This window comes from Erwinia sp. PPS120 (assembly GCF_047918655.1).
Taxonomy (GTDB): domain Bacteria; phylum Pseudomonadota; class Gammaproteobacteria; order Enterobacterales; family Enterobacteriaceae; genus Erwinia; species Erwinia tasmaniensis_A.
Genome location: NZ_JBLREF010000004.1, coordinates 43231 through 67998, shown reverse-complemented (window position 1 = coordinate 67998; position 24768 = coordinate 43231). Strand labels below are relative to the sequence as shown.

The 24768-nt window shown below is 55.7% G+C and carries 23 protein-coding genes; 2 read left to right on the top strand and 21 right to left on the bottom strand.

Annotation, left to right across the window (positions count from 1 at the left end; all coding sequences use genetic code 11):
- Nucleotides 1–15: 15 nt before the first annotated feature.
- From ACLRGG_RS02185 to yceD, 16 genes are all read right to left on the bottom strand, one after another.
- Nucleotides 16–384: a YcfL family putative periplasmic lipoprotein gene (locus ACLRGG_RS02185; RefSeq protein ID WP_416248264.1), complete on the bottom strand. Its 369-nt coding sequence runs from the start codon at nucleotides 382–384 to the stop codon at nucleotides 16–18.
- Nucleotides 385–415: 31 nt separating this feature from the next.
- A complete protein-coding gene (hinT, locus tag ACLRGG_RS02180) occupies nucleotides 416–766 on the bottom strand; it encodes a purine nucleoside phosphoramidase (RefSeq protein ID WP_416248212.1) in 351 nt (116 codons plus the stop codon).
- 170 nt (nucleotides 767–936) lie between these two features.
- Nucleotides 937–2370, bottom strand: a complete 1434-nt coding sequence (gene ptsG, locus ACLRGG_RS02175; RefSeq protein ID WP_416248211.1) for a PTS glucose transporter subunit IIBC — start codon at nucleotides 2368–2370, stop codon at nucleotides 937–939.
- A 286-nt stretch (nucleotides 2371–2656) separates the two neighbouring features.
- Nucleotides 2657–3451, bottom strand: coding sequence for a metal-dependent hydrolase (locus ACLRGG_RS02170; protein ID WP_416248210.1), 795 nt, complete (start codon nucleotides 3449–3451; stop codon nucleotides 2657–2659).
- 19 nt (nucleotides 3452–3470) lie between these two features.
- The gene (gene holB, locus ACLRGG_RS02165; protein WP_416248209.1) at nucleotides 3471–4460 is read right to left on the bottom strand and encodes a DNA polymerase III subunit delta'; all 990 of its coding nucleotides are present in this window, start codon (nucleotides 4458–4460) and stop codon (nucleotides 3471–3473) included.
- Nucleotides 4457–5089 carry a dTMP kinase gene (gene tmk / locus ACLRGG_RS02160; protein ID WP_416248208.1) on the bottom strand — a complete coding sequence of 211 codons (633 nt, stop codon included), beginning with the start codon at nucleotides 5087–5089 and terminating at the stop codon, nucleotides 4457–4459. Before tmk ends, holB begins: the two co-directional genes overlap by 4 nt.
- Nucleotides 5086–6099 (bottom strand): endolytic transglycosylase MltG, encoded by a 1014-nt coding sequence (gene mltG / locus ACLRGG_RS02155; protein WP_416248207.1) that lies wholly within the window; start codon nucleotides 6097–6099, stop codon nucleotides 5086–5088. The genes tmk and mltG overlap by 4 nt, the downstream gene beginning before the upstream one ends.
- Before the next feature lie 12 nt (nucleotides 6100–6111).
- Nucleotides 6112–6912, bottom strand: coding sequence for an aminodeoxychorismate lyase (pabC, locus tag ACLRGG_RS02150; protein ID WP_416248206.1), 801 nt, complete (start codon nucleotides 6910–6912; stop codon nucleotides 6112–6114).
- A 168-nt stretch (nucleotides 6913–7080) separates the two neighbouring features.
- Entirely contained in the window at nucleotides 7081–8322 is a 1242-nt protein-coding gene (gene fabF, locus ACLRGG_RS02145) for a beta-ketoacyl-ACP synthase II (RefSeq protein WP_416248205.1), read from the bottom strand.
- Between the two features lie 88 nt (nucleotides 8323–8410).
- The gene (acpP, locus tag ACLRGG_RS02140) at nucleotides 8411–8647 is read right to left on the bottom strand and encodes an acyl carrier protein (RefSeq protein WP_004157115.1); all 237 of its coding nucleotides are present in this window, start codon (nucleotides 8645–8647) and stop codon (nucleotides 8411–8413) included.
- Nucleotides 8648–8800: 153 nt separating this feature from the next.
- Nucleotides 8801–9535 (bottom strand): 3-oxoacyl-ACP reductase FabG, encoded by a 735-nt coding sequence (gene fabG, locus ACLRGG_RS02135; RefSeq protein ID WP_416248204.1) that lies wholly within the window; start codon nucleotides 9533–9535, stop codon nucleotides 8801–8803.
- 19 nt (nucleotides 9536–9554) lie between these two features.
- Entirely contained in the window at nucleotides 9555–10478 is a 924-nt protein-coding gene (fabD, locus tag ACLRGG_RS02130; RefSeq protein ID WP_416248203.1) for an ACP S-malonyltransferase, read from the bottom strand.
- A gap of 16 nt (nucleotides 10479–10494) precedes the next feature.
- A complete protein-coding gene (locus ACLRGG_RS02125; protein WP_416248202.1) occupies nucleotides 10495–11448 on the bottom strand; it encodes a beta-ketoacyl-ACP synthase III in 954 nt (317 codons plus the stop codon).
- 6 nt (nucleotides 11449–11454) lie between these two features.
- Nucleotides 11455–12489: a phosphate acyltransferase PlsX gene (plsX, locus tag ACLRGG_RS02120; protein WP_416248201.1), complete on the bottom strand. Its 1035-nt coding sequence runs from the start codon at nucleotides 12487–12489 to the stop codon at nucleotides 11455–11457.
- Between the two features lie 26 nt (nucleotides 12490–12515).
- Nucleotides 12516–12686 carry a 50S ribosomal protein L32 gene (gene rpmF, locus ACLRGG_RS02115; RefSeq protein ID WP_073980962.1) on the bottom strand — a complete coding sequence of 57 codons (171 nt, stop codon included), beginning with the start codon at nucleotides 12684–12686 and terminating at the stop codon, nucleotides 12516–12518.
- Nucleotides 12687–12701: 15 nt separating this feature from the next.
- Nucleotides 12702–13223, bottom strand: a complete 522-nt coding sequence (yceD, locus tag ACLRGG_RS02110; protein WP_067703181.1) for a 23S rRNA accumulation protein YceD — start codon at nucleotides 13221–13223, stop codon at nucleotides 12702–12704.
- 142 nt (nucleotides 13224–13365) lie between these two features.
- Here yceD and ACLRGG_RS02105 point away from each other — a divergent pair, with 142 nt between their 5' ends.
- On the top strand, nucleotides 13366–13947 hold the full coding sequence (locus tag ACLRGG_RS02105; RefSeq protein ID WP_416248200.1) for a Maf family protein: 582 nt from the start codon (nucleotides 13366–13368) through the stop codon (nucleotides 13945–13947).
- 148 nt (nucleotides 13948–14095) lie between these two features.
- Here the strand turns inward: ACLRGG_RS02105 and rluC are convergent, their stop codons facing one another.
- Nucleotides 14096–15058 (bottom strand): 23S rRNA pseudouridine(955/2504/2580) synthase RluC, encoded by a 963-nt coding sequence (gene rluC / locus ACLRGG_RS02100; RefSeq protein ID WP_416248199.1) that lies wholly within the window; start codon nucleotides 15056–15058, stop codon nucleotides 14096–14098.
- 692 nt (nucleotides 15059–15750) lie between these two features.
- On the opposite strand from rluC, the gene rne reads away from it, so the two are divergent.
- Nucleotides 15751–19593, top strand: coding sequence for a ribonuclease E (rne, locus tag ACLRGG_RS02095; RefSeq protein ID WP_416248198.1), 3843 nt, complete (start codon nucleotides 15751–15753; stop codon nucleotides 19591–19593).
- Nucleotides 19594–19957: 364 nt separating this feature from the next.
- Here the strand turns inward: rne and flgL are convergent, their stop codons facing one another.
- The 4 genes from flgL to ACLRGG_RS02075 form a co-directional block, all read right to left on the bottom strand.
- A complete protein-coding gene (gene flgL / locus ACLRGG_RS02090; RefSeq protein WP_416248197.1) occupies nucleotides 19958–20923 on the bottom strand; it encodes a flagellar hook-associated protein FlgL in 966 nt (321 codons plus the stop codon).
- Between the two features lie 22 nt (nucleotides 20924–20945).
- Nucleotides 20946–22598: a flagellar hook-associated protein FlgK gene (gene flgK, locus ACLRGG_RS02085; RefSeq protein ID WP_416248196.1), complete on the bottom strand. Its 1653-nt coding sequence runs from the start codon at nucleotides 22596–22598 to the stop codon at nucleotides 20946–20948.
- A gap of 120 nt (nucleotides 22599–22718) precedes the next feature.
- Nucleotides 22719–23657 (bottom strand): flagellar assembly peptidoglycan hydrolase FlgJ, encoded by a 939-nt coding sequence (flgJ, locus tag ACLRGG_RS02080; protein WP_416248195.1) that lies wholly within the window; start codon nucleotides 23655–23657, stop codon nucleotides 22719–22721.
- A complete protein-coding gene (locus ACLRGG_RS02075) occupies nucleotides 23657–24763 on the bottom strand; it encodes a flagellar basal body P-ring protein FlgI (protein ID WP_067703157.1) in 1107 nt (368 codons plus the stop codon). The genes flgJ and ACLRGG_RS02075 overlap by 1 nt, the downstream gene beginning before the upstream one ends.
- Nucleotides 24764–24768: the final 5 nt, after the last annotated feature.

Here is a 24768-nt window from a genome sequence, read left to right as displayed (position 1 = left end):
CCACGCAATGACCTCTTACAGATACAAATAGAGCCTGACCTTACTGGCGGTCAGATTACCGGTTTGCGATGATATTTCAATTTTGTCGTGTGGCGCGACGGTGACGGTACGCGGACGCTCAAAGGGCAGTATCTCCAGCCCCTTATCGTCATACCAGTAGAATCGGTAGTGGAGCGTAACTGCCCTCTCCTGCTGATTGTACAGCACCGAAGAGGCGCGCTGCTGCCCCTCATGCTCCGACAGGGTCGGCTCATCGGTGGTTATCCCGGCTGAGAGCACCGATGATTCCATCACCAGCGACTGTGAGGTGTTAATGGTGGTGGTGTCACTGCTGCATCCGCTGAGGAGTGCAATCAGCGTTATGCCCGTTGCAAGAGCGCGCATCATAGAGTGGGTATCCGCGTTAATCGTGCATTCACTTTGCCAGCATTGGCCCTAAACGACGACCCCCAACCAGGTGGAGATGGATATGATACACCTCCTGCCCGCCGTGCTGATTGCAGTTCATGATCAACCGGTAGCCATCTTCCGCAATACCCTCCTGTTTTGCAATTTTAGCCGCCACGGTGATCATTCGTCCCAGTGCTGCCTCGTGGCCTGCGACCGCATCATTCACGGTAGGGATCAGGATATTTGGCACCACCAGAATATGGGTGGGCGCCTGGGGAGAGATATCCCGGAACGCGGTAACCAGCTCATCCTGGTAAAGGATGTCAGCCGGGATTTCGCGGCGAATGATTTTACTGAACAGGGTTTCTTCGGCCATAGTGCATATCCTTGAGCGGCAGATTGATTTATCGCAGTATGAGCGAGAAATTCGATTTCATTCAACCTTACCGTCACTTTTCTTTCCCTGAATGCGCGCCTTTGCAGCATTTCTGCCTCGCCGGGATAAAAAAAGGGCGCTTTCGCGCCCTCGTTGATACCGACTGACTGCTACAGCTTACGCATGTAGTCGTCCATATCGGTTTTCAGGTTATCGGATTTAGTACCAAAAATAGCCTGAACGCCCGAACCCGCTACGACCACGCCTGCGGCCCCCAGCGTTCTCAGGCCGGTCTGATCGACCTTAGACACGTCGGCCACACTGACGCGCAGACGGGTGATGCAGGCATCCAGATTAGTGATATTTTCCTTGCCGCCAAAGGCCGCCACCAGATTAGCCGCCATCTCGCTGGCGTTACCGGTCGCCCGATCGCGGGTTGCGTCTTCACGGCCCGGGGTTTTCAGATTGAACTTAGCAATCACCACCCGAAAGATAGTGTAGTAAACCAGACCGTAAATGACGCCAACAATCGGGAACAGCCAGATCTTGCTGCTGTTACCGCTGAGCACCACAAAGTCAATCAGCCCGTGAGAGAAGCTGGTGCCATCGCGCATTCCCAACAGGATACAGATCGGGAAAGCCAGTCCGGCAAGAATGGCGTGGATCACATAAAGGATCGGCGCTACGAACATAAATGAGAATTCAATCGGCTCGGTGATCCCGGTCAGGAAAGCCGTCAGCGCGGCGGAGATCATAATGCCGCCCACTTTCGCGCGGTTTTCGGGCTTCGCGGAGTGCCAGATAGCAATCGCGGCGGCTGGCAGGCCGTACATTTTAAACAGGAAGCCGCCTGACAGTTTACCGGCGGTTGGATCGCCCGCCATATAGCGTGGAATGTCGCCGTGAAACACCTGTCCGGCCGCGTTAGTAAATTCGCCGATCTGCATCTGGAAAGGAACGTTCCAGATATGGTGCAGACCGAATGGCACCAGTGCGCGCTCAATCAGACCGTAAATTCCGAACGCCACGACCGGATTCTGATAGGCGGCCCACTGCGAGAATTCCTGAATGGCGGTACCCACCGGTGGCCAGATAAATGAGAGCACGACGCCCAGGAAAATAGCCGCCAGCCCGGAAATGATCGGGACAAAGCGCTTACCGGCAAAAAAGCCCAGATACTCAGGCAGCTTAATGCGATAAAAGCGGTTAAACATATAGGCGGCGATGGAACCGGCGATGATCCCCCCCAGTACACCAGTATCGGCCAGATGTTTGGCATCGATTTCTGCGGCTGAAATATGCAGCACCAGCGGCGCAACCACAGCCATGGTTTTGACCATAATTCCGTAGGCGACTACCGCTGCCAGCGCCGAAACGCCGTCATTGTTGGTAAAGCCCAGCGCCACGCCGATGGCAAAAATCAGCGGCATATTGGCAAACACGGAACCACCGGCATCAGCCATGACGTGAGAAACCACGGCAGGGAGCCAGCTGAAGTTGGCCGAACCGACGCCCAGCAGGATACCGGCAATCGGCAGTACCGATACCGGCAGCATCAGCGATTTACCGACCTTTTGCAGGTTTGCAAATGCATTTTTAAACATAGTGTCAAACTCCTGAGTATGAGTGCTTTTATCCGCGCGGTGCGCGTGACCATGGGGGGAGGTCCCATCGTCGCTGGAGCGTTGTTACGCTCTCAATATTTATTACGAACTGTAAAATAAATCGGTCATGATTTGTTTGATGATTGTCACGTTTCATCTAACATTCGCTGCATACGTAGCGCATTTTCCTGATAAGCGCCAATTTTTGCCCATAAAAAACAGCACCGCCCGGCAGGGGCGATGCACTTTACGATTAGCCGGGAATTATTACGAGCAGTAAAATTATTTAGCTGTCGGTCAGTTCGGCCAGCGGGACGTGGAACAGCGTGGAGAAATTTTGCGTGGTCGCTTCAGCCATTTCCTCAATGCTTACTCCTTTTAGCACGGCCATATATTCTGCCACATCGCGCGTCCAGGCCGGCTGGTTTTCCTTCCCACGGTAGGGAACCGGTGCCAGGTAGGGTGAATCCGTCTCTACCAGCATTCTGTCAAGAGGCACATAGCGCGCCGCCTCACGGATCGATTCAGCGTTGCGGAAGGTGACAATGCCGGAGAAAGAGATATAAAAGCCCATATCCAGCAGCTTCTCTGCCGTTTCACGATCCTCTGTAAAGCAGTGCAGGACGCCGCCGCAGGTCTCTGCCTGCTCCTCTTTCAGGATGGAAAGGGTATCCTCGCGCGCGGCGCGCGTATGGACGATCACGGGCTTATTCAGATCGCGGCCAATGCGGATGTGCTCGCGGAAAGAGGCCTGCTGCTGCGCCTTAGTCTCCTGCTGGTAGTGGTAGTCCAGCCCGGTTTCTCCCATCGCCACCACGCGAGGATCGGCGGCCAGCCTGCGAAGATCGGCAAAATCCCATGCTTCATCCTGGTTAAGCGGGTGTACCCCGCAGGAGAATGCCACATTTGGGCGGTTGCCAATCAGCTGCCTCATAGACGTATAGCCGGGCAGCGTGGTGGCAACGGCCAGCATAAACTTCACGTCACGGGCGGCGGCCTTAGCCAGCACATCGGAGACATCCTGATGAAGTTTTTCATAATCCAGGCCATCAAGGTGGCAGTGCGAATCAACTAAAAACATACATACTCTCTGGGGTCGTTTACCCGACCGTAGGGGTGTGCAGCATCTGCTCCCAGCCCAACAGCCGATCGGTTAATAACAGTTCACGATTAACGGCTGAAACATGCAGCAACCGATCGCGACAGATAATCCATTCCCGCAGGCTGAGATCCAGCGCGCTGCCGGGAAGCTGTGACGCCATACCGGCAACCAGCGGCTGGCGGTCTGCATTGGTAATAAAAGCCCCACCGCCCTGCTGCCACTTCAGGGCATCCAGCAGCAGCGCACACAGCCAGCCAATTCGCCTGGCCGCATCATCATGGTTGAGCACCGGCAGCAGCCGCAACACGTCGGACTGCAATGCCTCCGGCAGTGCGTGACATAACGCCTCACGCGCTGTCCAGCACTTTTCCTCCAGCAGCGCCAGGGCCGCGCCCGGCGCACCTCCGCTCAGGCGCAGGGCGGTGATACAGGCCTCCTGAGGCGCCGCAACCTGTTTTTGCAGCCAGCTCAGGCTGGGCTCCTCCGGCGGCGGGGCCAGATGGAAGTTCTGGCAGCGGCTGCGCAGCGTGGCCAGCAGATCCGCAGGCTGGTGGCTGCTTAACAGAAACCAGGTATTTTTGGGCGGCTCTTCCAGCGTTTTTAACAGTGCATTCGCCGCCGCTTCGGTCAGCTGCGAGGCATCGGGCAGCCACACCACCTTCGCGCCTCCCTGCTGGGCATGATGATAAAGTTTTTCCGTCACGCTACGAATGGCATCAATACCCAGCGACTGCTTGCCTTTCTCAGGCGTAAGCTGATACCAGTCGGGATGCGTATGCGCCAGCATAAGCTGGCAGGCATGACAGGCGCCACAGCTTTTGAACCCATCACGCCGCTGGCACATCAGCCAGCGGCTCAGTCCCCACACCAGCGAGGCATCGCCCATACCGGGAAGCGACTGCAATAGCAGGGCGTGATGCCCCCTGCCCGCCTGGTGCTGACTCACCAGCTGCCGGTAGGGTTGATTCAGCCATGGATACCAGATCAAAACTGCGCCTTAAGCCAGCCCGCGACCGCTGCGCGTATGGCCTGGGTAACCTGCTCCAGCGGCTGCGTGGCATCAATAGTGGTAATGCGCCCATCCCTGGCCGCCAGCGCCTGGTAGCGTTCTCGCACGCGGCTAAAGAAGTTGAGTGACTCCTGCTCAATACGGTCCAGCTCGCCCCTGGCCCGGGCGCGTTGCAGGCCAATTTCAGGCGTGACGTCCAGATAAAGCGTCAAATCGGGGGCAAAATCACCGAGCACGCTGCTCTTCAACTGCGCCATCAGTTGGCTGTCCATGCCGCGCCCGCCGCCCTGATAGGCCTGCGAGGAGAGATCGTGCCGGTCGCCCACCACCCATGCGCCACGGGCAAGGGCGGGTTTAATAACATTCTCCACCAGCTGAACCCTGGCGGCATAGAGCATTAATAACTCTGCCCGGTCTGTGATCCGTTCATTTTCGACGCCAAGCTTTATTAAATCGCGCAGTTTTTCAGCCAGCGGCGTTCCGCCCGGTTCGCGGGTAAAAACAATCTCAGCGATGCCCTGCTGCCTTAGCCCGGCCACCACTACATCCCGGGCGGTGGTTTTCCCTGCACCCTCCAGCCCTTCAATAACGATAAACTTACCGCTCATTTTTGTTCCTTAACGGCCAGACGCCATGCCTGAACCGCCCGATTATGACTGGCGAGATTAGTGGTAAAGGTATGCCCTCCTTTACCATCCGCCACAAAATAGAGGAAGTCTGTTTTCAGCGGATGCGCCGCCGCTTCCAGCGAGGGCTTGCCCGGCATCGCAATCGGCCCTGGCGGCATGCCGGGGATAATATAGGTGTTCCAGTCGCTGGGCGTTTCGAGATCTTTACGCGTCAGGCTGCCTTTATAGCGATCCCCCATACCATAAATCACCGTCGGGTCAGTTTGCAGACGCATTCCCAGCCGAAGACGGTTAATAAATACCGATGCCACCTGGCTGCGCTCCGGCCCTATCGCCGTCTCTTTTTCAACAATAGAGGCCATGGTCACCAGATCGTTCTTATCCTTATAGGGCAGGCCGTCTGCTTTATCCTGCCACAGTTGGTCAACCAGACGATCCATCCGCTCATGGGCGCGCTTTAGCAGCGCAACATCGGTGGTGTTAGCGGTATAAGAGTAGGTATCAGGATAGAACCAGCCTTCAACATCCTGCTCCTTAAGATCCAGGGCAGCGGCGACCGCCGCCAGACTGTCAGTGGCCAGCGTATGCTTAATATAGGGCGCAGCACGTAGCGCGGCCAGCCACTCCTGCATCCGCGTCCCCTCAACAAAACGTATCGGGAACTGGGCTTCTTTGCCGCTGGCCAGCAGCGCCAGCATCTGGCGGACGGTCATCCCCGGCGTGAAGCGATAGGTACCTGCCTTAAATTTTGCCAGCTCCGGCTCCAGCTTCAGTAACCAGCCAAACCGCCAGGTACTGGCCATCACGTGCTGTTTATTCAGTTCGGCTTCCAGCACCACTCTGCCCGAGCCTGCCGGGAGGGTGAATATCGTTTCATTGTGAACAGGCAGCGTGGAATCCGCGTAGTGACGTACCTGCCAGTAACCAACGGCCACAGCAGCCACAGCGGCCAGCGCCAGTGCGGTAATAATTTTTCGCGTAGGTGTCATGAAATATCCATGTTAAACGTTTCTGCCAGTAATCAAATTGAACAGCTGGCGGGAAGCGTAGTGCCACCTGTCGATCTGACGGACCGGCACCACGGGCATCAGCGCATTAGTGATAAACACCTCATCCGCATCGGCAAGCGTATCGGGCGGCATTCTGACCTCATGCAGCGCAATCCCCTGCTCTTTTAGCTGACGGATAACCCACTGACGTTGAATACCCTCTACGCCAGACGCGCGCAGATCGGGCGTGTAAACCTGCTCTCCCCTGCGCCAGAATAAATTTGCCGCACAGCATTCCACCAGCAGCCCTTCGGTGTCAAGCACCAGGGCTTCGTCGGCTTCGGTCTGCTCAAGCTCTGTACGGATGAGTACCTGCTCCAGGCGATTCAGATGTTTAATTCCAGCCAACAGGGGATTTTGTCCCAGACGTACTGAACTTAGCGTCAGCCTGGCACCTGTTTCACGCAGCCGGGCGTAATGCTGAGGATAGGGTGACAGATAGAGGATCCGCGTCGGGCTGTCACAGCCCGCAGCACTGTAGCCGCGCCCACCTGAGCCGCGTGAAATTATGGTTTTCAGCACGCCCTCGCTGCGTTGCGATGCCGCGTAGGTCATTTCAGCGCGCAGTGCCCCCCAGTCAACTGCCGCGATACGCAGACGTTCACAGCCTGCAGCGAGCCGCTGCAAATGGGCATCCAGCGCAAGGATCTGCCCCTCTACGATACGCGCCGTCGTAAAACATCCATCGCCGAAATGCACGGCTCGATCTGCTGCTGCAAGACTGTTTTGCGATTCGCCGTTTATCCAGACCATTCATCCCCCCTGTGACGATAACTTAGCGGTAAAGATTACCTGTAAGCCTGATTGGATTCACCCAATCGCCAGGACTAAATTGTATAAAGATAAAAAAATTCGCATGCGCTGGCAGTCAGAAATGAAAAAGCCCCGCTGGGGCGGGGCTTCAGGTACCACATTGCGGGATTAGATCCGGCGGAAGATCAGCGAACCGTTCGTTCCGCCAAAGCCGAAGGAGTTGCACAATGCGTATTCCAGTCCGCTCACCTGACGTGCGATATGCGGCACAAAGTCAAGGTCACAGCCTTCATCCGGGTTATCCAGGTTAATGGTGGGTGGAATAACCTGATCGCGTAGCGCCAGTATTGAGTAGATTGACTCAACCGCACCGGCTGCCCCTAACAGATGTCCGGTCATCGATTTCGTTGAGCTGACCATCACGGTAGATGCTGCTGCGCCAAATACGCTCTTAACCGCCTGCGTTTCTGCTTTATCACCGGCCGGCGTCGACGTGCCATGCGCATTGATATAGCCAATCTGTTCTGGCGTCAGCTGCGCGTCTTTCAGTGCATTGACCATTGCCAGTGCTGCGCCCGCACCGTTTTCAGGTGGAGAAGTCATATGATAAGCATCGCTACTCATGCCAAAACCCACCAGCTCAGCATAAATTTTCGCGCCGCGTTTTTTCGCATGCTCATACTCTTCCAGCATCACGATACCCGCACCATCGCCCAGCACGAAGCCGTCGCGATCTTTGTCCCACGGACGGCTGGCCGCCTGAGGATCCTCATTACGGGTAGATAGCGCACGGGCAGCGCCAAAGCCGCCAATCCCCAGTGGGGTGCTGCCCTTCTCTGCGCCGCCAGCCAGCATGACATCGGCATCGTTGTAAGCAATGATACGCGCTGCCTGCCCGATGTTATGCACACCGGTCGTACAGGCGGTAGAAATCGCAATGCTGGGGCCTTTCATGCCATACATAATAGTCAGATGACCGGCTATCATGTTTACAATCGTAGAAGGGACAAAGAAAGGGCTAATCTTACGCGGACCGCCGTTGACCAGAGACGTGTGGTTCTCTTCGATCAGACCCAGACCACCAATACCGGAGCCGATAGCGGCACCAATACGGTCGGCGTTTTCATCGGTGATGACCAGGCCAGAATCCTGCATGGCCTGAATGCCAGCGACAACTCCATATTGAATAAAGGCGTCCATCTTGCGCTGGTCCTTACGCGAGATAAACTCTTCACAGTTAAAATCCTTTACTAAGCCAGCAAAACGCGTTGCGTAGGCACTAGTATCAAAATGGTCGATCGGGCTGATGCCACTCTGACCGGCAACAAGAGCATTCCAGGTAGACTCTACGGTATTGCCGACAGGAGACAACATGCCAAGACCAGTCACAACTACACGACGCTTAGACACGTTCGTCCTCCAGGGAGGGAAAAAATGACACTATGTGGGACGTTCAGATAAAACTCAGGCGGTCGAGTGACCGCCTGGAGATGCTCACTTAAGCCTGGTGACCATTGATGTAATCAATAGCAGCCTGAACAGTTGTGATTTTCTCAGCTTCTTCATCCGGGATCTCGGTATCAAACTCTTCTTCCAGAGCCATAACCAGCTCAACGGTATCAAGAGAATCAGCGCCCAGATCTTCTACAAAAGAGGCAGTATTTACAACTTCTTCCTGCTTAACGCCAAGCTGTTCGCCAATGATTTTCTTAACGCGTTCTTCGATAGTGCTCATACTATTAAATTTCCTATCAAAACTCGCTTTCGCGATGGTTTTCGTAGTGTATAAAATGTTGAAAAAGATGCAACTAAATCCCGGCTGGTCTAACCACGATTTTACGTTATTTTGCGGGATTCGCCGCAAATAACGCAAATAATTTCGTGATTATCAGACCATATACATTCCGCCGTTGACGTGAAGCGTTTCACCAGTGATGTACGCCGCCTCGTCGGAGGCTAAAAATGCAACGGCATTGGCGATTTCCTGTGGGTCGCCAAGGCGCCCCGCAGGCACTTCCGCCAGAATGCCCGTACGCTGATCTTCGGTCAACGTACGCGTCATGTCGGTTTCAATGAAACCAGGAGCCACAACGTTAACGGTAATACCACGTGACGCGATTTCACGCGCCAGTGATTTGCTAAAGCCAATCAAACCTGCTTTTGCTGCTGCATAGTTTGCCTGACCCGCATTACCCATCGTTCCGACAACGGAACCGATGGTAATAATTCGGCCTGCGCGCTTCTTCATCATAGCGCGCATTACCGCTTTTGACAGGCGGAAAACGGAAGTCAGATTCGTTTCCACGATATCCTGCCACTCATCATCCTTCATCCGCATCAGAAGATTGTCGCGCGTGATGCCTGCATTATTGACTAAAATGTCCACTTCACCAAACTCGGCGCGAATATTTTCAAGCACCTGCTCAATAGAAGCCGTATCAGTCACGTTCAGCTGCAGGCCTTTACCCTTGCTGCCGAGATAAGCACTGATTGCGTCTGCGCCGCTCTGGCTGGTGGCGGTGCCGATCACTTTTGCACCCCGTGCGGCCAGCGTTTCAGCAATAGCGCGCCCAATTCCGCGACTTGCGCCCGTTACCAGCGCAATTTTTCCTTCAAAGCTCATCATCTTCCTCGTATAACTGTTAAAGCGCAGCGGACAGGCTGACCGGATCGTTTACCGGGGCCGCCGTCAGGGTATCAACGATACGCTTGGTCAGGCCGGTCAGTACCTTACCCGGTCCAACTTCCAGCAGCGACGTCACGCCCTGAGATGCTATAAATTCCACACAGCCGGTCCAGCGAACCGGGCTGTACAGCTGACGAACCAGCGCACTGCGGATAGCCTCAGCCGAGGTTTCGCATTTGACATCAACGTTATTCACGACCGGTATAACCGGGGCGTTGAAGGTCAATTTTTCCAGCGCCGTCGCCAGCTTGTCCGCTGCGGGCTTCATTAGCGCACAGTGGGAAGGTACGCTGACCGGCAGCGGCAGCGCGCGTTTAGCGCCTGCGGCCTTGCAGGCGATACCCGCACGCTCAACGGCTTCTTTATTCCCGGCGATCACAACCTGACCTGGCGAGTTGTAATTAACCGGTGAAACAACCTGGCCCTGAGCAGAATCTTCGCAGGCTTTAGCGATGGACGCATCGTCCAGACCAATAATGGCCTGCATGGCACCCGTGCCTTCCGGCACCGCTTCCTGCATCAGTTTTCCACGCAGTTCTACCAGGCTGATAGCATCAGTAAACTCAAGCACACCCGCACAAACCAGCGCACTATACTCGCCCAGGCTGTGTCCCGCCAGCATTGCTGGCATCTTGCCGCCTTTTTCCTGCCAAACGCGGAAAATAGCAACAGATGCAGCCAGCAGCGCGGGCTGCGTTTGCCAGGTTTTGTTCAGTTCTTCAGCAGGCCCATTCTGCACCAGCGCCCACAGGTCATAGCCCAGCGCCGCAGAAGCTTCGCCAAAAGTTTTTTCAACTATTGGATTTTCCGCCGCCAGTTCAGCCAGCATGCCAGGGGTCTGTGAGCCCTGACCGGGGAAAACCATTGCAAATTGCGTCATTGTTATTTCCTGTTAATCAAAAACGAACCAGCGCCGAGCCCCAGGTGAATCCACCGCCGAAGGCTTCCAGCAGGATCAGCTGGCCGCGCTGAATACGACCATCGCGCACCGCTTCGTCGAGCGCCGTCGGGACCGAGGCCGCAGAGGTGTTACCGTGACGATCCAGCGTCACCACCACTTTTTCCATCCCCATGCCCAGCTTGCGGGCAGTGGCATTGATAATACGCAGATTTGCCTGATGGGGGACCAGCCAGTCAATGGCTTCCCGTTCCAGATTGTTGGCCTGGAGCGTCTCTTCAACAATATGCGCCAGTTCGGTAACCGCCACCTTGAACACTTCGTTACCCGCCATCGTAACGTAGGAAGGCTGTTCCTGATGCTCACGATCCTGGTTGCTCAGCGTTAACAGCTGGCCGTAGCGGCCATCGGCATGAAGATGGGTAGAGATGATGCCCGGCTCTTCGCTGGCGCCCAGTACTACAGCACCGGCACCGTCGCCGAACAGAATGATGGTGCCACGATCTTCAGGATCGAGCATGCGCGCCAGCACGTCAGCGCCAATCACCAGTGCGTTCTTCACTGCACCGTTTTTGATGTACTGATCGGCCACGCTAAGACCGTAGGTAAAGCCTGCGCAGGCAGCCGCCAGATCAAATGCGGCAGCATCATCAATTCCCAGCATCTGCTGGATCATACATGCCGAGCTGGGGAACGCATGGCTGGAGGAGGTGGTGGCGACCACGATCAGCCCGATATCGTTTTTATCAATACCGGCCATTTCCAGCGCGCGCCGGGCGGCATGGAAACCCATGGTTGCGACATTTTCGTCTGGCGCGGCAATACGACGCTCACGGATACCGGTTCGGGTGACAATCCACTCGTCCGACGTATCCACCATTTTTTCCAGATCGGCGTTAGTCCGCACCTGTTCGGGCAAATAGCTGCCCGTACCGATAATCTTCGTATACATTTCCGCTCAGTCACTCTTAGGTAATACAGCCTGAAGGCGGGCAGCAATCCGCTCCGGAACTTGCCGCCGCACCGCCTGCTCTGCCTGTTCGATCGCCGCAGCGAACGCGCTTTGATTGGCTGCGCCATGGCTTTTTATCACCGTGCCGCGCAATCCTAACAGACAGGCGCCATTGTACTGGTCGGGATTGAGATGGCCGAAGCGCCTGGCGAGGCGTTTCTTCAAAAAATGCCCCAGCAGCGACAACCACCATACCCTCTTTTTACCTTCGCCCTGTGATTTCAACAGCGAAAGAAACATTCTTACCACGCCTTCCATGGTCTTTAGCGTGATATTGCCCACGAATCCATCGCAGACAAGCACATCCGTTTTACCGGTAAGCAGATCGTTACCTTCAAGGTAACCAATATAGTTAATATCGTCCGATTCACGCAGAATATCGGCCGCCTCGCGGATGCTGGCGATACCTTTATTCTCTTCCTGGCCGATATTGAGCAGTGCAACGCGTGGCTGAGCAATGGCCAGTAACTCTTCTGCCACCACCGCGCCCATAATGGCAAACTGCACCAGCATCGCGCTGTCCGATTCCACATTCGCGCCCAGGTCCAGCACCACCGTTTTACCCTGCATCTGATGAGGCAGAACGGTCATTAGCGCCGGACGCTCAATGCCTTCCAACGGTTTTAATAGCAGTTTTGACAGCCCCATCAGCGCACCGGTATTGCCGGCACTGACGCACGCCGCTGCCCGTCCCTCTTTGACCAGTTCCAGCGCCACGCGCATGGAGGAGCCACGACTATGTCGGATAGCCCAGGAGGGTTTGGCATCACTGGCAATAACCGACTCGGCAGGGATAATCTGCAGGCGCGCGAGTGCGGCTGAATCAGCTTTTGCAAGTAATGGCATGATTTTGTCGGGATCGCCGACCAGAAGAAGATGCAAATGCAGAGCGGAGGCCAGTGCCTGCATTGCAGCAGGCACTGTCACGCAGGGACCGAAGTCCCCGCCCATGGCATCAAGTGCCAGGGTCAGACGTGTCAAAGTATCGCCGCGCTGTTCCGCAGGAATTACTTAGCGATGACCTTGCGACCGCGGTAGTAACCATCCGCAGTGATGTGGTGACGCAGATGTGTTTCGCCAGAAACTTTATCTACGGAAAGAGTTGCTGTAGTCAGAGCATCGTGTGAACGACGCATGCCACGCTTGGAACGGGTTGGTTTATTCTGTTGTACGGCCATGGACCTTACTCCTAATTACTTACGCTTTAAACTGGCTAATACGGCAAATGGGTTTGGTTTTTCTGCCTCAGGAGGCAACTTACCAAAGACCATGTCCGCCTCGGACACTTCACAGTGTTCAGAATCATGCACCGGAACGACAGGCAGGGCGAGGATAATTTCATCTTCAACCACCGCCAGCAGATCGATTTCGCCAAACTCGTTGACCTCGATCGGCTCGTACGCTTCCGGCAGTGCTTCAGCCTGCTCGTCAGTAACGACAGGGCTAAAGCAGTACGTCACGTGGACATGTTGCGGAAAAGTTTGACCGCAGCGTTGGCAACACAGCGTAACGGAGACCGCAGCAGTACCGTTAAGTACCGCTAAACGCTGGTTATCAATCGCGAACGACATCTTACAATCAACATCACTGTCCACGCTCACTACCGATTCGGTAATACGCTCCACCTGTTCAGGGGTGTAAACGCCCTGGTAGTCCAGGCGCTTTTGAGCGGTACGAACCGGATCGAGAGTCAGGGGTAATTTTACCTTTTGCATAGGGCGCGCATATTAACTTTGTAACGAGATAGAGTCAAAGAAAAAGGCCGCTTAACGGCATCTTTCACCCATAATTCGCATCCAGTGCGGCGCACAGTTTAAAATGCCCCGCTCAGATCCGCTATCTATTCCGGAAAAAAATATGACTCAACTGGTTTTAGCTTCAACCTCCCCTTTCCGCCAGGCGCTGTTAGCGAAGCTGACATTGCCGTTTATAACCGCGGCACCTGAGGTGGATGAAACGCCGCAGCCCGGTGAATCCGCTACTGCACTGGTAATGCGTCTGGCCGAAGCAAAAGCCCGGGCGCTGGCTGGGCGCTATTCTGACCATCTGATTATTGGATCCGATCAGGTCTGCGTTATTGACGGAAAAATAACCGGTAAACCCTATACGCCGGAAAACGCGCGTCAGCAATTGCGGCGCGCCAGCGGTCATAGCGTGGTCTTTTATACCGGACTGGCGCTGTTAGAGAGCCGGAATAATCGCTTACAGGTTATTTGTGAACCCTTCAGCGTTGATTTCAGGGAGTTAACCGACCGCGAAATTAGAAATTATATTGACAGAGAGCAGCCGCTAAATTGCGCGGGCAGTTTTAAATGTGAAGGGTTGGGGATTACGCTATTCGATCGGCTGTCGGGGCGAGATCCTAATGCGCTGGTAGGATTACCGCTGATTGCGCTATGCGACATGCTGCGTCAGGCAGGCACAGACCCCCTTGGTTAGTAGCAGTGACGCCGTTCGGCTGACCTGCTTACTGCGCGCTGTTAACCGGGAGAGGCCGCTTTAAGGCTCGTCACGAGCGCATCAGAGCGCCCCTCCCCTGAGGCGGAGTGATCTTAAGGGCGAGCCTCTCCCGCCCCTATAATGAGGATTATCTCGCGGGAGACGTTTTGCGCAGCACCTCAAGACAGCGTTTCAGTTCGCCATCCAGCGGCGCCTCGACCCGCATAACCTCACCCGTATCAGGATGGGTAAACTTAAGCGCGGCCGCATGCAGAAACAGTCTCTTCAGCCCGGTTGAGGCTAACTGCTGATCAAAGTCGCGTTCGCCATAGCGGTCGTCACAGGCAATCGGATGCCCGGAATGCAGCGTATGCACGCGGATCTGGTGGGTACGGCCGGTTACCGGGCTGGCTTTCACCAGTGTGGCGCTGGCGAAACGCTCTTCAACCTTAAATCGGGTTTCTGAGGGTTTACCTTCGCTGTTGACCCGAACAATCCGCTCGCCGCTTTGCAGAATATTTTTAAGGAGTGGCGCCTGAACAGATTTAATATGCGAAGGCCACTGGCCGCGCACCAGCGCCAGATAATCCTTCTGCATGCTTTTCTCACGCAGCTGTTCATGCAGCGCGCGCAGGGCGGAGCGTTTTTTTGCGACCAGAAGCAGACCGGAGGTATCGCGGTCCAGGCGATGTACCAGCTCGAGAAACCGCGCCTCAGGCCGCAGCGCGCGCAGACCCTCAATCACGCCAAAGCTCAGGCCGCTGCCGCCGTGTACCGCCGTGCCTGAGGGCTTGTTGATGACCAGCAGATAATCATCCTCATAGAGGATAGCGCTGGCGAGAGCGGCAACCTTATCCAGCTTCGGCGAAATAGCCGCATCTTCACGTTCGGCAACCCGCACGGGAGGAATGCGAACCTCATCCCCCGCCTGCAGCTTATATTCCGGTTTAATTCGACCTTTGTTCACCCGCACTTCGCCTTTGCGCAGGATGCGATAAATCATGCTTTTCGGCACACCCTTAAGCTGAGTGCGTAAGAAATTATCAATGCGCTGTTCTGCCTCATCGACGGTGATGGTCACGATACGTACTGCTGGAGTATTGGTTTTCATGGTCGGCGATTCTAATTACCGCGCCAGCATAGCGCCACTTCTTTTTATGTGCTTAACTGACAGTGACTCTTTATGTAAGGGAATTTTTCGTCCAGTTTTTAGGCAATTTGTTTTCGTGTGAGGCAAATCGCGTTTAAATGGACAATAAACTGCCTGATGCAGGAAAAGTCACCTTGCTAACACAGGGTTGGCGATGGAATAATGAGAATCGTTTCCTCGCTAAATCTTGTGAAACAAGTAAATATAACCAAATTATCGGGAACGTCTTAAGGACGGTGAGTGCGAACAGCGCGATAAGCTTACAGGGTAAGCAAGTCGGGTGAGTTAATGCGACCCGCTCCGGGCCTTATCCGATAGGAAGGATATAGCGTAATAATAAGTTTTGCCGGATAGCCCTTACACGCAGCAATGGCGTAAGACGTTTTGGGTAATCAGGCATTTAGCGGGCTGCGGGTTGCAGCCTGGACGACAAGACGGGACTGGTTCACTCGGTTTATGCTGGCAGTTCCTCCTTTTAAAAGCGCTGTTTTTCCAAATGAAAAACAGGCTGCCGAGATTTAGCACCCCTGGAGACGCCGACACCCGTGAGGTTGGCGGCGCTGCGATAAGTCTCGGGGTCATCGGTCGATCGCGTCCAGCGTTACTATTGCCCGTAGCTTTGTCACTAATGTAAGAATAATGAGTAAGTTACGATGAAAAGAATGTTAATTAACGCATCTCAGCAAGAGGAGTTGCGTGTCGCCCTTGTGGATGGTCAGCGCTTGTACGACCTGGATATTGAAAGCCCGGGGCACGAACAAAAGAAAGCGAATATTTATAAAGGCAAAATTACCCGCATTGAACCCAGTCTTGAAGCCGCCTTCGTCGACTACGGCGCTGAGCGACATGGCTTTCTCCCCCTCAAAGAAATTTCCCGCGAATACTTTCCCGGTAACTACGCCTCCCACGGTCGTCCTAATATCAAGGAAGTCCTGCGAGAGGGCCAGGAAGTTATTGTTCAGATCGATAAAGAAGAGCGCGGAAACAAAGGCGCAGCCCTGACCACCTTTATCAGCCTGGCCGGTAGCTACCTGGTGCTGATGCCAAATAACCCGCGCGCCGGTGGCATCTCACGCCGTATTGAAGGAGATGACCGCACTGAACTGAAAGAAGCGCTTTCCGCACTTGAACTGCCGGAAGGGATGGGTCTGATTGTCCGCACCGCCGGTGTGGGCAAATCAGCCGAAGCATTGCAGTGGGATCTTAGCTTCCGCATGAAGCACTGGGAAGCGATCAAAAAAGCCGCTGAAAACCGCCCTGCCCCGTTCCTGATCCATCAGGAAAGCAATGTTATCGTTCGCGCTTTCCGTGACTATCTGCGTCAGGATATCGGCGAAATCCTGATTGATAATCCGAAGGTACTGGAGCTGGCCCGTCAGCATATCGCTGCGCTCGGCCGTCCGGACTTCAGCAGCAAAATTAAGCTCTATACCGGTGAAATCCCGCTGTTCAGCCACTACCAGATTGAATCGCAGATCGAATCCGCTTTCCAGCGTGAAGTTCGCCTGCCTTCCGGTGGCTCAATCGTGATTGATACGACCGAAGCGCTAACGGCCATTGATATCAACTCCGCACGCGCTACCCGCGGCGGCGATATTGAAGAAACGGCGTTCAATACCAACCTGGAAGCGTCCGACGAGATTGCCCGCCAGCTGCGCCTGCGCGATTTAGGTGGGCTGATTGTTATCGACTTCATAGATATGACGCCGGTTCGCCATCAGCGCGCGGTTGAAAACCGTCTGCGTGACGCCGTGCGCCAGGATCGCGCCCGCATTCAGATCAGCCATATTTCACGCTTCGGCCTGCTGGAAATGTCACGCCAGCGCCTCAGCCCATCGCTGGGTGAGTCAAGCCACCACGTCTGCCCGCGCTGTAGCGGTACCGGAACCATTCGTGATAACGAATCCCTGTCGCTCTCCATTCTCCGACTGATCGAAGAAGAAGCGCTGAAAGAAAATACCAAAGAAGTGCACGCGATCGTACCGGTGCAAATCGCCTCTTATCTGCTTAACGAAAAGCGTGAAGCGGTAAGCGCGATTGAAAAGCGCCAGGGTGGCGTTCGTGCCATCATTGTGCCAAACGATCAGATGGAGACGCCGCACTACTCCGTCCTGCGCGTACGCACCGGCGAAGAGACGCAGACCCTCAGCTACCACCTGCCTAAGCTGCATGAAGCCGAGATGGCGCTGCCGTCGGAAGAAGATCACGCTGAGCGCAAACGCCCGGAGCAACCTGCTCTGGCTGCCTTTGTTATGCCTGATGCTCCACCTATGCCGCAGGAAAAAGCCGCAGAGGCGCCCGCAGCCGCTACCTCAGAAGCGCCAGCAGCGCCAAAAGCGCCTGCTGCTGCGTCCGAAGGTAACCTGCTGGGCCGCTTCGTACGTGGTCTGAAGAAGATGTTTGCAGGCGAAAAGAAGCCGCCGGTGGCACAACCTCAGCCAGAAGTCGTGGAAGAGAAAGCGCCAGCCGCCGCGCCAGCCGCCCCGCGCGGTGAGCGTCGTAACAATCGCCGTCAAAATAATCGTCGCGACCGTAACGGTGAGCGTGGCGATCGCAACAGCAGCGAACGTAATGATCGTAATAACGACCGTGGCGAACGTAACAACGGCCGTGGTGAGCGTACTAACGATCGCAACAACGACCGCGGCGAACGTAACAACGACCGTGGTGAGCGTACTAACGATCGCAACAACGACCGTGGCGAACGTAATAATGACCGTGGTGAGCGTACTAACGATCGCAACAACGACCGTGGCGAACGTAATAATGACCGTGGTGAGCGCAATAACAACCGTGGCGAACGCAGTAATGACCGTGGGGATCGTAACGCCAACCGCAACGAGCGTATGGTGCGCGATCGCGATCCTGCTGCGGAAAGCCGCGAAGATAACCGTCGTAACAAACGCAACGTCGTTCAGGATGAGGCCCGTGAAGAAGTTTCGTTAACTGACGAGGCCGCCATCGATCAGCAGCCACGTCGCGAGCGTAACGATCGTTCACGCCGTCGTCAGGATGATAAGCGTCCGACGCCACAGGAAGATCAGCTGTCAGAAGCAGCGGTTGTGGAAGACGTCGCGGAAACCAGCGACGACACCGTTGAGGTGATGCCGCGCCGAAAACCGCGCCAGCTGAGCCAGAAAGTGCGTATTGAAACTGCAGAACAGACTGCTGCGCGCTCTTTCCACACCGAAGAGAGCATGTCAGCATCTTCCGGCGAAGAAAAGCCGGTTGCTGTAGAATCAGTGGGTGAAGCCGATGAGGGAGACGAACGTGACAGCATGCCGCGTCGCTCACGTCGTTCGCCGCGCCACCTTCGCGTCAGCGGGCAGCGCCGCCGTCGCTATCGTGACGAGCGTTATCCAAATCAGTCACCGATGCCACTCACCTTCGCGGCCGCTTCTCCGGAAATGGCTTCAGGTAAAGTGTGGATCTCCTACCCTGTCGCGCAGATTACGGATGAGCACGCTGAGCCAGAACAGTCTGTTGTGCCGGAATATGGCCATCAGGATCGGGACACGGCAGATGCTATCGCCGTTGCTGACAGCGCCGCGCAGTCAGCCCCGAGCCAGGGTGAAGCAGAGCCGGTGCATATCGCCGAACCTCAGCCTGAAGCGAAGCCGCAGGTGACGCTGGTTAACACCGACGAAACGGATGCAATTGACGCATCGGTAAATCAGCAGCCTTCGGTTATTTCGGCCGCTGATGAGCAGACTGCGAAAAGCGTCTCTGAACAGGCCGTAGCTGCTGATGAGACCAAACCCGCTGTAGAAGCATCGGTTAGCCCGTCAGAAAAGCCCACCGATCGTTCTTCATCAGAGCGTATTGCCTATGCTGCCAGCCAGCTGGCTGCCGAGAGTGCCGCTGATGTGAACGCCGGTACGCTGAAAGCGGTACCTGAACGTTCCGCTGCGCCGGAAGTTACGTCTGAGCCACATGCACCGGTTCCAGCCCGTGATGAGCCTGCTTCGGCACCGGTTGAAGCCACAGCTGCGCCTGCTGACGCTGTTGCTGCACAGAGTGAGCCAGCACCAGCGCAGGCTGATACCGCTGCTGCACAGAGTCAATCGGCGCCTGCGCAGGGTGAAACCCCTGATGCTAAGCGTGAATCTGCTCCGTTCAGTCAGGCGTCGGTTTCAGCTTCAGCTCCGCAGGCTGTCGAAAGTCAGCCAGCGTACGCAGGTAACAGGGCATTTGCCGCTGCGCAGTCCCCTGCCGCAGAGCCAGCCGCTGTGGCCAGTGCTCCCGCTGCAGAATCTGCTGCAGCTGAGCCAGTGGCCAGTGAAGCAGTGTCTGAGAATGTGCCTGTTACCGCCTGGAAGCACCATGCCGCGGCGCCAATGACCAAAGCACCCGCGCCTGATTATACGCCAGAGTCCGACTCGTCACGCCAGAGTGACTGGATACGCCCGGCCTATAATTTTGAAGGTAAAGGTGCGGCAGGTGGACATGCTGCAACGCATCAGGCCACCGCGCCGGCAACGCGTCCGCATGATTAATCCGCTCTGTTGATAAAAGCCCTGGTCAGCTGACCGGGGCTTTTTTTTATCTTCACCCTCTCGGTTTGCCCCCCGCGATATGCACACTGCATGACCGACTGCATTGCTACCCGGCCGGGAAGACCGACCGCTGAGAGTACTGAGAGGGGTTTACTGAATGTCATCGGACAGAGGGCCAGCTTAGTAGATTGACTCTGCTGATGTGGGCTGAACGAAAAGCGGTTCCTGACAGGGCCAGAGATTAAGCCATGCTGAATCGCTCAACAGGGAGAATGCAGACAAAAAAAAACCGCTATCAGGTGGTTAGCCCCAATAGCGGGAGAAAGTGAACGTACCCGGTTTAAGCACGTTCAAAATAAAGTGACTAGCCGTTCAGTTTAAACAGGGACATGCTGGACATGTCGGTAAAGACTTTATAAGAGGCCTGCAGGGCTGTCTGCTGCATGGTGTAGGATGAGATAGCGCTGGTGTAATCCACGTCGACCAGCCCGCTCATCTCCGTGGCCTGATTGGTGGCGGTGTCATCACCTTTTGAATTCAGGTTATCCAGCTCATTAAGCTGCGTACCCAGCTCGGAACGCACTTTCAGCACGTTGTTTAGCGAGTTACTCAATCCCCGGCTGGTTTTGTCGATCGCAGCGCTGGCTGCCGTCGTCGCCGCATCATCGGCGCTGGCGAGCGGCGTATTCAGCGAGGCAATTGCCGTATCCAGGGTGTTGAAGATATTCGCTTCGCTGGTACTGCCGTCCGGCTCTGCTTTAGCGTTGCTGGTCAGCGACATAAAGACCTGGCTGCCGGTATGGCTGGTTACCATGGTGCGGTTAGCATCCACTTTTTGCGTAATCGCGGTGGTGCCGCCCGTATAGGAGACGCTGCCGCTGGCATCGGCGGTAAATGGTGCGCTGTTGGTCTTGTAGCCGGCGAAAATGTAGCTGCCATTGCCATCGGTAGAGTTAGCCAGGTTCAGCAGCTGCGCGCGGATCCCGGTCAGCTGTGTCGCATAGGACGCGCGGTCATCATCTGACAGCGTGCCGTTAGCCGCCGCAACGACAACGGTCTGCGCCTGCTGAATCACGCTGGTCACCTGCTGTAGCGTAGTCTCTTCCTGCGAGATGCCGTTCGTCGCAAAGGTTCTCGCAGTTTTATACTGCGTGTTCTGAGACTGGGCCTGCCCCAGCACGACCGCCTGGGCCGCCGCAACCGGATCATCAGACGGGGTCACTACGCGCTTACCGGAAGAGAGCTGTTCACCGACCTTCAGCCAGCTCGCCTGCGAACTGCTGATGCCGCGCATCTGCTGATCGTAGATCATGGAAGTACTGAGACGCATGACGGATTCCTTAATTCAGTTATCAGCTAATGGCGCTGATAAGCGCATTGAAAATGGTGCTGGCAGTCTGCAGGACCTGGGCGTTAGCCGAGTAATACTGCTGATAGCGGGTCAGATTGCCGTATTCTTCATCCAGATTAACGCCGGAAACCGACTGCTGCTGATTGGTCAGCTGAGTCACCACGTTGCTCTGAGTGGTACTGGTCGTTTCCAGATTACTGGTTTTATTACCAATATTGGCCACCATGCTGGCATAGCCCTGGGTCAGGGTACTGTTGCTGTTGATGACCTTTTTGGTTTGCAGATCCAACAGCGACTGTGCATTGGTGTTATCACTCACTCCATCATCGGCACCGGCAGCAGCAACTTTAGACTCATCGGTGATATTCACGCCCATATTGGTAATGACGTCAGAAACCGGCTTTACCAGAAAGCTGTCTTTCGCCGCTGGCGTGCCGCTGACCGTCAGCTTCAGGCCGTCAAAGGCCAGCGTGGCGTTACCGCTGCTGTCGGTAGCAGAGGTGGCAGTTACGCTGGCATTATCTGACAGGCGCGTTACGTTCCAGTTTGATCCGTCGTAGTTTACCTTATAGTTGGAGGCCTGCACCTTACTGGTATCGGTCCACGCGGCGCTGACGGAGGCAGTGCTGCTATTTTTGGTATTGGCCGTGACCGATGGGCTGCCAAGGTTGAAGAAGGCCTCGCCCTTATCGCCATTCACGTCATAACCCGCTTCATGCTGGGTGTTAAAGCTGTCACCCAGCGTCATCGCCAGCTGGCCCAGCTGATTGCGGGTATTGTCCAGATCGGTGCGAAACGACAGCAGCCCGCCCAGCGAGCCGGTGGTTACCAGCTTCTCAGGAATTTCGGTCGTCGCGCCGGTAATGGCGTCAACGGTGGCGATCGTGGTCCGGTTTGGATCGCTGCTTGAGGGTACGGCGGCGAGCTGGCTGGCGGTATCACCCTGTACCAGGGAGATACCGTTGCCCATGCTGATATTGTAGCTGCCGCCATCCTGCTGGCTGACGGTCACTCCCACCAGATCGTTAAGGGAACTGACCAGCTGATCGCGCTGGTCCAGCAGGTCGTTCGGCTCGCTGCCCGCACCCGCGCCCTTGAGTTTGGTGATCTGCTGGTTGATATTGGCTATCTGTTTGGTGTAGCTGTTTACCTGGTCTACGGTAGAGGAGACGGAGGTATTCAGGCTGCTGTCGAGATTACGCAGATAGGTATCCGTTACCTGGAACTGATTCACCAGCCCGTCGGCTTTGCCCAGCACGGTCTGACGCGCGGACGAATCGCTCGCGTTGCTGACCAGCGTCTGCAGCGAGGAGAAGAAGTCCTGCATATTGGTCGATAATGTATTGGTGGTGCTGGAGAACATTTTATCGATATTCGACAGCTGGTTGTACTGCGTGGTCAGCGCGCTGGACTGCGTACTGGCGTTGCGCAGCTGGTTAGTAATAAAAGCATCATATTCGCGGTTAACGCTGGAAACGGAGACGCCGTTACCCACATAGCTCGCGCCGCTCAGCGTGCTGTTTGCCTGCGCCAGGATCGTCGTCTGACGCGAATAACCGGCAACGCTGTAGTTACTGATGTTATTACTGGTGGTGTTTAACGCTGCCTGAGCGGCGCTTAACCCGGACATCGCGGTATTGATTAAATTAGACATCTCGGTTCCTTTTGTACCCAGGCCACGGCACGGGCAGGTATGAAGATTCTGCGGCTGCGCTTAACGCAAATCCGGTTTGGTAGAGTTATCGGTTAAACCGCGACAAACTTGAGCACTTAATCAGAACAAATCGCCAATATCCTGGGTATAGGCTTTAACCACTTTTTCACCCATGCTTTTGAATTGATGGATCATCCCCACCAGCTTTTGTGCATATTTTGGATCGGTAGCATAGCCCGCTGCCTGCAGGGCCTGCGCCCCCTGTTCAGGGGTGGATGCCGTGGTCACGGCGGAGTAGCGCGGGTTATTGGCAATCAGCTTCACGTAGTCATTCAGCGCATCGAAATAGGAGTCATAGACGCGGAATTTCGCCTTCACTTTTACCGCCTCGCCGTTCTCATATTCGGTGGTGGTAATTTCAGTGCTCTTGCCCTGCCAGTTTGCACCCGCTTTGATGCCGAACACGTTATAGCTGGGTTTGCCCTCGGCGGTGCGGATCTGCCGCTGCCCCCAGCCGGACTCCAGCGCGGCCTGCGCAAGGATCAGGTGATGTGGGATCCCACTCTGGGCGCTGGCCTGCTGCGCCGGCTGTGAAAGCTGAGCGATAAAGTCGCTGCTGTCCCCGCTGAGCGGCGTATCGGACGAAGGTAAACGCGGCACCGCACGGCGAACGATCTGCTCCATCGCCAGCGGCGGCAGCGTGTTGATAAAGCTTTTATCCAGCATCATCGGCACGGTGCCCGCTTTTTCATCCAGCGGCTGCGCCTGCTCCATCTGCTTAACCATCATATCAGCCAGACCCAGCCCCTTTGAGGCGATCTGTTGCCCAATCTGCTGATCGTACATCGAGGTGTAAAGCCGCGTCTGCTCCGTGCTGAGCAGCCCATCCTGCGGCAGGGCTTCACGCATGCTTTTCAGCATCATCTGTACGAACATCCCTTCCACCTGTTTAGCCACTTCCCGGGCATGCGCCTTCGGGTCGCCGCTGGCCTGGCGCTTAAGGTTGTTGAGTGAGCGGCTGTCGTACGCCGCCCCCATCAGAGATTGAGAATCGCTCATCAGATGATTTCCAGTTTGGCATGCAGGCAGCCGGCACTCTGCATGGATTGCAGAATAGACATCAGATCGATAGGCGTTGCGCCCAGCGCGTTAAGCGCGCGCACCACGCTGTTCAGGTTCGCGCTGGCGTTCACGCTTTGCAGGGCGCCACCGCTCTGACGCAGGTCAATTTGCGTCTGTGGGGTGGTGACCGTCTGACCGCCGGCAAAAGGCGTATTCGGCTGGCTAACGTTCTGCTGCTGATTCACCGTCACCGACAGGTTGCCCTGAGCAATGGCGCAGCTGCTGAGCATCACCTCACGATTCATTACCACCGTACCGGTACGCGAGTTGATGATCACTTTCGCATCCTGAATCGGTACCGAGACATCAATATTCTGAATATCGGCCAGCAGGCGGACCTGCGAGGTGCCGTTGGCAGAAACCTGCACCTGCACCGTACGACCATCCAGCGCCTGAGCGGAACCGTAGCCGCTGTGGGCGTTAATCGCATCGCTGATCCGCTGCGCCATGCTGAAGTCTTCATCATTCAAAAACAGGTTGATAACGCTTTGCGTGCCGAAGTTAGTCGGCAGTTCGCGCTCAATGGTCGCGCCGCCGGTTATGCGGCCACCGTTAACCTGGTTAACGGTTACGCTGCTTCCACCGGCTGAAGCACCTGCCCCGCCGACCAGAATGTTACCCTGCGCCAGCGCGTAAACCTGATTATCCACGCCTTTCAGCGGCGTCATCAGCAGCGTGCCGCCGCGCAGGCTTTTGGCGTTACCCATAGAAGAAACGACTACGTCAATCACCTGACCCTGACGGCCAAAGGCGGGCAGTTTGCCGGTCACCATTACCGCCGCCACGTTTTTCAGCTGCATATTGGTGCCCGCGGGTACGGTGATCCCCAGCTGCGAGAGCATGTTGTTCAGGCTCTGCGTGGTAAACGGTGTCTGGGTTGTCTGGTCACCGGAGCCATCAAGCCCCACCACCAGTCCGTAGCCAATCAGCGAGTTATCGCGCACGCCGCCCACGGTCGTCAGATCGCGGATACGATCTGCCTGAGCCAGGGTGCTGATACCTGCCAGCAACAGCAGGGCAAACTGAAAAATAATCTTACGCATTGTAG